Annotated in this window: 9 protein-coding genes; 3 read left to right on the top strand and 6 right to left on the bottom strand. The window is 72.5% G+C overall.

The features are described 5' to 3' along the window. Positions 1-201: 201 nt before the first annotated feature. The 5 genes from AB0E96_RS32280 to AB0E96_RS32260 form a co-directional block, all read right to left on the bottom strand. Complete coding sequence (locus tag AB0E96_RS32280; protein ID WP_359829334.1) at positions 202-1,929, bottom strand: FAD-dependent monooxygenase; 1,728 nt, start codon at positions 1,927-1,929, stop codon at positions 202-204. A gap of 122 nt (positions 1,930-2,051) precedes the next feature. Continuing rightward, entirely contained in the window at positions 2,052-2,900 is an 849-nt protein-coding gene (locus AB0E96_RS32275) for an amino acid ABC transporter permease (protein ID WP_359829333.1), read from the bottom strand. Beyond that, positions 2,897-3,547 (bottom strand): amino acid ABC transporter permease, encoded by a 651-nt coding sequence (locus AB0E96_RS32270; protein ID WP_359829332.1) that lies wholly within the window; start codon positions 3,545-3,547, stop codon positions 2,897-2,899. Before AB0E96_RS32270 ends, AB0E96_RS32275 begins: the two co-directional genes overlap by 4 nt. A gap of 53 nt (positions 3,548-3,600) precedes the next feature. After that, a complete protein-coding gene (locus AB0E96_RS32265) occupies positions 3,601-4,509 on the bottom strand; it encodes a glutamate ABC transporter substrate-binding protein (protein ID WP_359829331.1) in 909 nt (302 codons plus the stop codon). A gap of 115 nt (positions 4,510-4,624) precedes the next feature. Beyond that, positions 4,625-5,398 (bottom strand): amino acid ABC transporter ATP-binding protein, encoded by a 774-nt coding sequence (locus AB0E96_RS32260; RefSeq protein WP_359829330.1) that lies wholly within the window; start codon positions 5,396-5,398, stop codon positions 4,625-4,627. A gap of 391 nt (positions 5,399-5,789) precedes the next feature. Between AB0E96_RS32260 and AB0E96_RS32255 the strand changes: the two genes are divergently transcribed. Together AB0E96_RS32255 and AB0E96_RS32250 are read left to right on the top strand one after the other, a co-directional pair. Beyond that, positions 5,790-6,548 (top strand): response regulator transcription factor, encoded by a 759-nt coding sequence (locus AB0E96_RS32255; RefSeq protein ID WP_359829329.1) that lies wholly within the window; start codon positions 5,790-5,792, stop codon positions 6,546-6,548. Between the two features lie 6 nt (positions 6,549-6,554). Next, the gene (locus AB0E96_RS32250; RefSeq protein ID WP_359829328.1) at positions 6,555-7,979 is read left to right on the top strand and encodes a HAMP domain-containing sensor histidine kinase; all 1,425 of its coding nucleotides are present in this window, start codon (positions 6,555-6,557) and stop codon (positions 7,977-7,979) included. 47 nt (positions 7,980-8,026) lie between these two features. On the opposite strand, the gene AB0E96_RS32245 is transcribed toward AB0E96_RS32250, so the two are convergent. Further along, positions 8,027-9,046: a TAXI family TRAP transporter solute-binding subunit gene (locus AB0E96_RS32245; protein ID WP_359829327.1), complete on the bottom strand. Its 1,020-nt coding sequence runs from the start codon at positions 9,044-9,046 to the stop codon at positions 8,027-8,029. Between the two features lie 149 nt (positions 9,047-9,195). On the opposite strand from AB0E96_RS32245, the gene miaB reads away from it, so the two are divergent. Next, a partial coding sequence (miaB, locus tag AB0E96_RS32240) for a tRNA (N6-isopentenyl adenosine(37)-C2)-methylthiotransferase MiaB (RefSeq protein WP_359829335.1) occupies positions 9,196-10,625 on the top strand: 1,430 nt, incomplete at its 3' end.

Genomic DNA, 10,625 nt, shown 5'->3' with positions numbered 1-10,625 from the left:
CCTGGACCATCGCCTCCGCAACCACATAGCACCGGAGGGGCTGTCCCAGCCGAGACAGCCCCTCCAGCAGCAAGATCTTCATCAGACTTCTAGGGCGTGTCTGACAATTGGCGTCGCACGCCCGGCGGGAATTGTCAGACACGCCCTAGGGCGGACCCTGGCCCCCGAGCCTCGGCCCGCGCCCCGTTGGCGCGACGCTGCCTAGGAGGCGCCCCGGCTCGGGGAGTCCACCTGCTCGGACGCGGGCTGGTCGGCCGGCTCGGGCGCCGGGGTGAGTGTGGCCGGGCCGCCGCGGGCCTTGTCGGCGAGGGCGAGCAGGTCCTCGGCGACGGCGCCCTGGGTGACGCCGACCAGGTGGCCGTCCGGGCGGATCAGCAGGACGGTGTGCGGGCCGGCGCCCGGATAGTCCTCGGTGACCAGCACCTCGGCCGGGACGGGCAGGGCGGCGGCGACCTCGGCGAGGCGGGGCATCAGGCCGGCCCCGAGCCAGTGCTCGGAGGACCAGACGGCGGTGCCGGGGGCGACCAGCAGCAGCAGGAACGTGGAGCCGAGCCGGGCGTGCAGGTGGTCGGGGGTGCCGTCGTCGGCGAGCACCGGCAGGTCCGGGACGAGCACGCCGGGCGCGGTGGCGGGCAGCAGTTCGCTGAGCGAGGTGGTGCCGCGCGCGCCGCGCTGCACCGGGACCCGGCCGGGGACGCCGGAGGGCGCGGCCGGGTAGGCGGGCGCGCCGCCGAAGCGGCCGGTGCCGAGCGGCCCGTCGGCGAGCAGCGGGGCGTGCTTGCGGAAGCCGCCGACCAGCAGCGAGCGTCTGGTCTGCTGCCAGCCGCGCAGCGGGCGCAGCAGCGGCATGGACTGGTCGACGGCGCGCAGCCGGGCGCCGACCGCGCCGCGCCGCTCGGCCTCGTAGCCGTCCAGCAGCGAGCCGCCGGGCTGCGGGCCGCCGGAGTGGAGGTGCCAGGCGAGGGCGAGCCGCCAGGCGAGGTTGTCGGCGTCGCGCAGGCCGTCCGTGAGGTTCTGCATGCCGAGCGCGCCGTGCAGGTGGGCGGCGTCGCCGGCGAGGAAGCAGCGGCCGATCCGGAAGCGGGCGGCGAGCCGCTGCTGGGCGGTGTGGTCGGCGGCGGCCAGCAGCTCGAAGCGGGGCAGCTCGCCGCACCAGCCGGTGAGGGTGGAGGTGACGCGGGTGAGCAGGGTGTCGCCGGTGACGATGCCGGGCCAGGTGGCGTGCGGGTCGACCGTCTCGGTGGCGGCGGGGCGGCCGGGGGGCAGCCGCCAGTCGAGCCGCCAGACGCCGTCCGGCAGCGGACGGGCCGAGGCCTCGCGGTCGCCCCGCCACGGGGGCTCGCGGTGCAGCCGGGCGCCGTCGAAGGGCAGGTCGACCCGGACGGTGGCGATGGCGTTGCGGTCGACCGCGGGCCGGCCGGGGAAACGGATCTTCAGGAGCTTGCGGACGGCGGATCTCGCGCCGTCGCAGCCCACCAGGTGGCTGCCGCGCCACCAGGTGGTGGTGCCGTCCTGGGTGCCCATGGTGCGGATGCTGACGCCGCCGCGGTCCTGTTCGAGCTCGACGACCCGGTTGAGCGGGACCAGCTTGATCAGCGGGGTGCCGCTGAGGGCGTCGCGCAGCCCGCGCTGGAGGCGGTGCTGGGGCAGGTGGAAGGTGGGCGAGTCGGTGAGGTCGATCCGCAGCACCTCCTGGCGGCGCCGCCAGACCTCGAAGGAGTCCCAGAGAGCGGAGTCCGAGACGGCCCGCGGGTAGCCGATCCGGGTCAGGAAGGCGGCGGTGTCGGCGCCGAGGACGAGGCTGCGCGGGCCCTCCGGGCAGAGCCCGGAGCCCTCGTCGAGGACGATGGTGGGCACCTCGTGCCGGGCCAGGGCGAGGGCCAGGGCCAGACCGACCGGTCCGGCCCCGACCACGATCACCGGGTCCATGAGGGGACCTCCGGGCACGAACCGGCCGATCGGCCGGCGTCAGTTACCGCTGCCGCATATGCCGCGTGGATGCTCCCGGGAGGTGTCACGAACAGCAATGCAACAGATCACCTGCGTGTCCGTCAAGCAGAAGCCGAAGTGCGCCGGTTCGCGCCGCGACGGCCGCGTGCTTCGATCCAGCGTGCGAGCGCGGTCAACAGGAGGCACATCGCGATGTAGATCGGTCCGATCACGAGCACCACGGGGATGTAGGGGAAGCCCGCGGCGTTGATCGGCTGGCTGGCGATCGCCTTACCGACGAACAGCAGCTCGTGGTAGGTGATGACGAAGCCGAGCGAGGTGTCCTTGAGGGTGACGACCAGCTGGCCGATCATCGAGGGCAGCATCGAGCGGACGGCCTGCGGCACCAGGATCGACGTCATCACCTGGGTCTTGCGCATGCCGAGCCCGTAGGCCGCTTCGCCCTGGCCGCGCGGGACGGCGTTGACGCCGCTGCGGATGATCTCGGCCTGGACCGCCCCGTTGTAGAGGGTCAGGCCGAGCACCAGCGCCCACATCGGCTGCTGGGCGAAGAAGGCGTAGTAGAGCGCGACGATCAGGATCAGCAGCGGCATCGCCCGGAAGAACTGGGTGAAGCCCGTGCAGAACCAGCGGACCGGCCGGTGGTCGGAGAGCTGACCGGCCGCCAGCAGCGCGCCCAGGGTGAGCGAGAACAGCGCGGCCAGCCCGAAGGCCTCCAGGGTGGACAGCAGGCCGTCCACGATCTTCTGCTGGACGTAGGTGTACTGGAAGGCGTCCCAGAGACCGGCGTCGAACTGGCCGTTGTCGTTCAGCGCGCCGAAGACGTACCAGAGGAGGCCGGCGATGCCGAGCACCGAGAGGACGCCGAACGCGCGGTAGCGGGTGCGGGCCTTCGGGCCGGGGGTGTCGTAGAGGACGCTCGCCGAAGCCTGACGGTTGAAGACGCTCATCGGGCCACCGCCAGTCGGGATTCCAGGACGCGGAAGAACGTGGCGACCGCGGCGCTGATCAGCAGGTAGGCGCAGGCCACCCAGAAGAAGATGGAGAAGATCGAGTAGCCGCGCTCGGAGAAGGTCTGCTGGGAGCTGTACAGCTCGGTGACGCTGAACGCGCCGGCGATCGCCGAGTTCCTGGGCAGGGCGATGAACACGCTGCTCATCGGGCCCAGGACGGTGCGGGCGGCCTGCGGCAGGACGACCAGGGTGAGGGTCTGGCCGAAGGACATGCCGAGGCTGCGGGCGGCCTCCGCCTGGCCGAGCGGCACGGTGTTGATGCCGGAGCGGATCACCTCGCAGACGAACGAGGCGGTGTACCCGCCGAGCGCCAGCACCGCGAACACCAGGTGGCTGAAGTGGACGCCCAGCGGCGGCAGTCCGAAGGTGACGGCGAAGAACAGCAGGGTCAGCGGGGTGTTGCGGAAGAGCGTCACCCAGGCGGTGCCGAAGGCGCGCAGGACCGGCACCGGGGAGACCCGGAAGGCCGCCAGCAGGGTGCCCAGCAGCAGGGCGAGCAGAGCGCTGAGCGCGCTCACCTCGATCGTCTGTAGGAAGCCGTCGCGGAACAACGCGAAGTTGTCGTCCTCGAACAGGAACCCCATCCGGCGGCCCTCCTCTCAGTTCATGGTCGGGAAACCGACGTGCGGCGGGTGGATCAGTAGCGGTCGAGGGCCGGGATCTCGGGCGCCGGGGAGCCGGAGGCGCCCAGGGTCGCGTCGTAGGCCTTCTTCCAGTCGCCGTTGTCCTCGTGGGCCTTGAGGGCGTCGCTGATCGCGTCGCGCAGGGCCTTGTCGTCCTTGTTGAGGCCGACGCCGTAGTTCTCCTTGGTGAACGGCTTGCCGACCACCTTGAGCTTGGGGGCGTACTTGGAGGCGTAGCCCTTGAGGATCGCGTCGTCGGTGGTGACCGCGTCGACCTCGCCGGACATCAGCTTCTCGACGCAGGCCGAGTAGGTGTCGAACTGGGTGACCTTCGGGTTGTACTGCTTGATGTTCTGGATCGAGGTCGACCCGGTGGCGGTGCAGACGTTCTTGCCGCCGGTGGTCTCCGCGCCGGTGATCGTGGTGTTGTCGGCCTTCACCAGGAGGTCCTGGCCGGCGATGTAGTACGGGCCGGCGAAGGAGACGCTCTTCTTGCGCTCGTCGTTGATGCTGTAGGTGCCGACGTAGAAGTCGATCTGGCCCTTGGCGATGGCCGGCTCGCGCTGCGAGGAGACCAGGGTCTGCCACTTGATCTGCTGCGGGGTGAAGCCGAGGTCGGCGGCGATCATCTTGGCGATCTCGATGTCGAAGCCGCTGCGGTCGCCGCTGGCGACGTCCTCCCAGCCGAGGTTCGGCTGGTCGGCCTTGGCGCCGATGATCAGCTGGCCGCGCTTCTTGGCCTCGGCGAGCACCGCGGAGTCGATCTTGACGTCGGTCTTGACCGTGTAGCTCGGCAGCGCCGGGGCGCCGGTGCCGCCGCTGCTCGCGGCGGTGGCACCGGGGGTGCCGTCCTTGCCGCAGGCGGCGGTGGCGGTGAGCGCGACGGCACAGAGCGCGACGGCGAGGGTGCGGGACGTCCTCATGAGGGTTCTCCTGGGGCTGGGCCGCGGTGTCGACCGGGCTCTGGCGGCTGGAAGGCGTGCACGGGCGGGGCCGGCCGGCGCCGGTGCCGGAGGCTGCCCCGCTGGTCTCGAAGCGTCAGTGGTGGAGGATCTTCGAGAGGAAGTCCTTGGCGCGGTCGGAGCGCGGTGCGGTGAAGAAGGCGTCCGGGGTGCTCTGCTCGACGATCTTCCCGTCGGCCATGAACAGCACCCGGTTGGCGGCGGAGCGGGCGAAGCCCATCTCGTGGGTGACCACGACCATGGTCATGCCGTCCGCGGCCAGCTGGCGCATGACCTCCAGCACCTCGTTGACCATCTCCGGGTCCAGCGCCGAGGTGGGCTCGTCGAAGAGCATCACCTTGGGCTTCATCGCCAGCGCCCGGGCGATCGCCACGCGCTGCTGCTGTCCGCCGGAGAGCTGGGCCGGGTACTTGTCCGCCTGCGCGCCGACGCCGACCCGCTCCAGCAGTCCCCGGGCGGTCTTCTCGGCCTCCGGGCGGGGCACCTTGCGCACCTTCACCTGGCCGATGACCACGTTCTCCAGCACGGTCTTGTGGGCGAACAGGTTGAAGCTCTGGAACACCATGCCGACCTCGGCGCGCAGCCGGGCCAGCTCCTTGCCCTCGGCGGGCAGCGGCCGGCCGTCGATGGTGATCGTGCCGGAGTCGATCGTCTCCAGCCGGTTGATCGTCCGGCAGAGCGTCGACTTGCCCGAGCCGGAGGGGCCGATCAGCACGACCACCTCGCCCTGGGCGATCCGGAGGTCGATGTCCTGCAGGACGTGCAGCGCCCCGTAGTGCTTGTTGACGTTGCTCAGCACGACCAGTGGGGCGGCTGCGGGGGTGGAGTCCTCGACCGGGCTCTCGGTCATCGCGCCTGCTCCCTCTGTCGTTGAATGGTGCCTGCCCGAGAAGTCCCAACTCCCTTGGCGGGCAACGGTGGTACGAATCCGGGAGCCGCGGCCGGCGGAGCCGCAGCCCCCGGTGGGCCGACCTTAGGAGGCGTGGCCGCGCGCCGTCAGCCCATCTGAGCGGAACTTGAGGATCACGAAACGGCCACACGGCGCCCATGCGCTGTTCGCCCGGGCGCCGACGGGGCATGTCACAGCGGGAATCCGCTCCGGTGCTCCCCGTCCCCCACGAGCCCGGTGCGCGGTCGAACCTGGCGCCGGGCCGCTCACTGGCTCATACTGCGCAGGACCGGGACCGGAACGATCGGCCCGGTGATCACGGGTGATCACGTGGGGGAAGGAGGAGGACAGGATGCGACTGCTGCTCGTCGAGGACGACGAACGCGTGGCCGCCGCGCTGGTCGCGGTGCTGGGCCGGCACGGCTTCCAGGTCCGGCACGCCCGCAGCGGGCACGAGGCACTGGACGCCCTCGTCCCGGACGGCAACGAGCCGTACCGCGTGGTGCTGCTCGACCTCGGGCTGCCCGACCGCGACGGCTTCGAGGTGTGCAGCCGGATCAGGGCCGGCAGCGGCGTGCCGGTGATCATGGTCACCGCCCGCGCCGACGTCCGCTCCCGGATCCACGGCCTCAACCTGGGCGCCGACGACTACGTCACCAAGCCGTACGACATGGGCGAACTGCTCGCCCGCATCCACGCCGTCGCCCGCCGCGGCGCGGCCCCCGCCGCGGCTGCCGTACCCGCACGCGACTCCGTGCCGCAGCAGCGCGGCCCGCTGGAGTCCCGCGGCATCCGGATCGACCGGGAGCGCCGCAGGGTCAGCGTGGACGGTCGCGACGTGCCGCTCACCCGCAAGGAGTTCGACCTGCTCGCGCTGCTCGCCCAGAGCCCGGGCGTGGTCTACCGCCGCGAGCAGATCTTCAGCGAGGTCTGGCGCAGCGGCTGGGAGGGCAACGGGCGCACTCTGGAGGTGCACATCGGCTCGCTGCGCAACAAGCTCGCCCTGCCCGGCCTGGTCGAGGCCGTCCGCGGGGTCGGCTACCGGCTGATCCCCGACATCCCCGCGCCCGCCGCGACCGAACCGGCCCCGCCCGCCCCCGCGGAGCACTGACCGCACGTGCGCACCCGCCTGCTCGGCATCCTGATCGCCCTCATGCTCTGCGTCCTGGCCGCCCTGGGGCTGCCGCTCGCGGCGGCGGTCGCGGCGGCCGAGCAGACCAAGGTGGTCGTCGACCGGCTCGACGACGCCGCCCGCCTCGCCCAGGACCTGCCCACCTCCGGCGCCGCCGACTCGGCACGCAAGGGGGACCCGGAACCCGCCCCGGGGGACCAGAGCCGCGAGCGCGCGATCGACAGCGAGGTGCGCCGCTACCACGACCTCTACGGCGTGCACCTGGGCATCTTCCAGCGCGACGGCGCGGCGATCAGCGCCGCTCCGGACGGCTGGCGGGTGCCCGCCGGCGGCTGGGCCGCCCAGGCCTTCCAGGAGGCGCTCGACGGGCGGCGCAGCCACAACCCGCCGCAGGTCTGGCCGTGGACGCCGGACCGGACGATCACCGTCGCCGCCCCGGTGGTGCGCGACGGCGACGTGGTCGCGGTGGTGCTGAGCGAGTCTCCGACCGAGGCGCTGCGCACCCGGGTGCTGCACCAGTGGCTGGTGATCGGCGCGGGCGAGGCCGCCGCGATGATCGTCGCCGTGCTGCTCGCCGTCCGGCTCACCGAGTGGGTGCTGCGCCCGGTGCGCACCCTGGACCGGGCCACCCACGACATCGCCACCGGTCGGATGGCCGCGAGGGTCGCCCCCGGCGGCGGACCGCCCGAACTCCAGCGGCTGGCCCGCTCGTTCAACGAGATGGCGGACCACGTGGTGCTCGCCATGGACCAGCAGAAGGCCTTCGTCGCGGACGCCTCGCACCAGCTGCGCAACCCGCTGTCGGCACTGCTGCTGCGGGTCGAGGTGCTCGGTCTGGAACTGCCCGAGGGCCACGAGGAGGAGCTCAGCGGCGTACGGGAGGAAGGCGTCCGGCTGGCCCGGGTGCTGGACGACCTGCTCGGGCTGGCCACGGCCGAGCACGCCCGCCCCGAACCGGAGCGCACCGACCTCGCCGAACTCACCCTGGCCCGGGTGGACGCCTGGCGGCCGGCGGCCGAACAGCGCGGGATCGCGCTGCGCTGGGACGGCCCGGCGCTGGCGATCGGGATGGCCGACCCGATCGGCTTCGGCTCGGCCCTGGACGCCGTGGTGGACAACGCGCTCAAGTTCAGCCCGGCCGGCAGCGAGGTGCGGCTGCGGGTCGCGGTGCGCCGGGACGAGGTCGCGGTGACCGTCAGCGACGCCGGGCCCGGCCTCACCGAGGACGAGCTGTCCCGGGCCGGGGACCGGTTCTGGCGCAGCACGCGGCACCAGAACGTGGACGGATCGGGGCTCGGGCTGTCCATCGCCCGCACCCTGCTGGCGGCCGGCGGCGGCTCGCTCGGCTTCGCGCCGGTCAGGCCGACCGGGCTCGCGGTGACGCTCGCGGTGCCGCGGCCGGAGAAGTAGCCGCCGGGACGGCCCCCGGGGCGCCCGCGGGAGGCGTCCCGCGGCCCCTACGGCTTCACCGAGCGGTAGTAGCGCGCCGCGCCGGTGTGCAGCGGGAGCGGGTCGGTGTAGACGGCCGTGCGCAGGTCGACCAGCTGGGCCGCGTGCACCTGGGCGCCGATCTGGTCCCGGCTGTCGATCACCGCGCGGGTCATGCCCTCGATCAGGCCCGGGTCCGCGTCGTCCCGGGTGATCAGCAGGTTGGGCACGGCCACCGTGGCGACGGCGTCCTTGGGTTCGGCGTTCGGGTAGGTGCCCTTGGGCATGGTGGCCGCCCGGTAGGCGTCGCTGCCGCCGCCCTCGGCCTTGTGCAGCGCCTCGGAGAGGTCGCCCAGCGGCACGACCCGGATCGGGAAGTGGTCGGAGAGGTCGGTGAGCGCGCTGGTGGGTAGGCCCCCGGACCAGAAGAAGGCGTCCAGCCGGCCCGCGCGCAGGTCGTCGGCGGCCTCGCCGATGCCCTTCGGCACCGGGACGACGTCGTGCTCCGGGTCCAGCCCGGCCGCGTCCAGCAGCCGCGTGGTCACCAGGTTCACCCCGGACTGCGGCAGCCCGACGCCGACCCGCAGGCCCTTGAGGTCGGCCGTGCGGCGCACCGGGGAGGAGGCCGGGACGATCAGCTGCAGGTAGTCGTCGTACAGCCGGGCTATCGCCCGCAGCCTCCCCTTGCCGGCGCTCTGGTAGTCGGCGACCGCGTCGGCGGTGGCTATCGCGAAGGTGTCCCGGCCGTCGACCACCCGGGCCAGGTTGTCGATCGAGCCCTGGGTGTTGTCCAGCGCCAGCCGGACCCCCGGCATCGCCCGGGAGACGTGGGCCTGGAGCAGCTGCCCGTACCGGTCGTAGACGCCGCGCTGCACCCCGGTGGCGAAGCGGACCTCGCCGCGCGGGTACCCGGGCGAGCGGCCCGCCGACAGCCACCAGCCGCCGAACCCCGCCACCAGCAGGACCAGCACCAGCACCGTCCGCCACAACGGGCTGCGGGCCGTGGTGCGGACGGCGATGCCGAGACGGGACGGGGTGGTGGGGACCATGCAGGGATACTGCCAGGCGCTCCGCCCGAACGGGAGGGGAACGGGTGGTGGAAGCTCGGGGAAAAGCCCTTCGCGGCTGCCCGTACCCTGGTCTGGTGAGCGGTGAGAGCGGATTGAAGAGCTACAAGGTCGTCACGCACGGCTGTCAGATGAACGTCCACGACTCCGAGCGGCTGTCCGGCCTGCTGGAGGACGCGGGGTACGTCAAGGCCGGGCCCGAGGGCGACCCGGACCTGGTGGTGTTCAACACCTGCGCGGTGCGCGAGAACGCCGACAACAAGCTGTACGGCAACCTCGGCCAGCTCGCGCCGGTCAAGACCCGCCACAAGGGCATGCAGATCGCCGTCGGCGGCTGCCTCGCCCAGAAGGACCGCGAGACCATCGTCAAGCGCGCCCCCTGGGTCGACGTGGTCTTCGGCACCCACAACATCGGCCACCTGCCGGCGCTGCTGGAGCGGGCCGCGGTCGAGCGCAAGGCCCAGGTCGAGATCCTGGAGTCGCTGGAGACCTTCCCCTCCACCCTGCCGACCCGCCGTGAATCCGCGTACGCCGCGTGGGTCGCCATCTCGGTCGGCTGCAACAACACCTGCACCTTCTGCATCGTCCCCGCGCTGCGCGGCAAGGAGGAGGACCGCCGCCCCGGCGACGTCCTCGCCGAGATCGAGGCACTGGTGGAGGAGGGCGTCATCGAGGTGACCCTGCTCGGCCAGAACGTCAACGCCTACGGCTCCGACCTGGGCGACCGCGAGGCCTTCTCCAAGCTGCTGCGCTCCGCGGGCCGGATCGAGGGCCTGGAGCGGATCCGCTTCACCTCGCCGCACCCGCGCGACTTCACCGACGACGTGATCGCCGCGATGGCCGAGACCCCGAACGTGATGCACCAGCTGCACATGCCGCTGCAGTCCGGCTCGGACCGCGTCCTCAAGGCGATGCGCCGCTCCTACCGGCAGGAGCGTTTCCTCGGGATCATCCGGAAGGTCCGCGAGGCGATGCCGGACGCGGCCATCTCCACGGACATCATCGTGGGCTTCCCCGGCGAGACCGAGGAGGACTTCGAGGAGACGATGCACGTCGTCCGCGAGGCCCGCTTCACCAACGCCTTCACCTTCCAGTACTCCAAGCGTCCCGGCACCCCCGCCGCGGAGATGGCGGACCAGGTGCCGAAGGAGGTCGTGCAGGCCCGCTACGACCGGCTGATCGCCCTCCAGGAGGAGATCTCCTGGGAGGAGAACAAGAAGCAGGTCGGCCGCACCCTGGAGATCCTGGTCGCCGAGGGCGAGGGCAAGAAGGACGACCGGACCCGGCGGCTCTCCGGGCGCGCCCCCGACAACCGGCTGGTGCACTTCGAGAAGCCGGAGGAGCCGGTGCGCCCCGGCGACACGGTGACCGTCGAGATCACCTACGCCGCCCCGCACCACCTGCTCGCCGAGGGCCCGGCGCTCGCGGTGCGCCGCACCCGGGCCGGTGACGCCTGGGAGAAGCGTCCAGTGGGCGAGTTGGCGGTCCACGGTCTCGCCGAGCTGGTGGTGCTGCCAGAGCGTGTAGTCCGCGTACTGGACCGCCAACGGCTCCCAGTCCG

The organism is Kitasatospora sp. NPDC036755 (assembly GCF_040636595.1).
Lineage (GTDB): Bacteria > Actinomycetota > Actinomycetes > Streptomycetales > Streptomycetaceae > Kitasatospora.
Note: the sequence above shows the minus strand (reverse complement) of the source record. Positions and strands in the feature narration are given on the sequence as shown.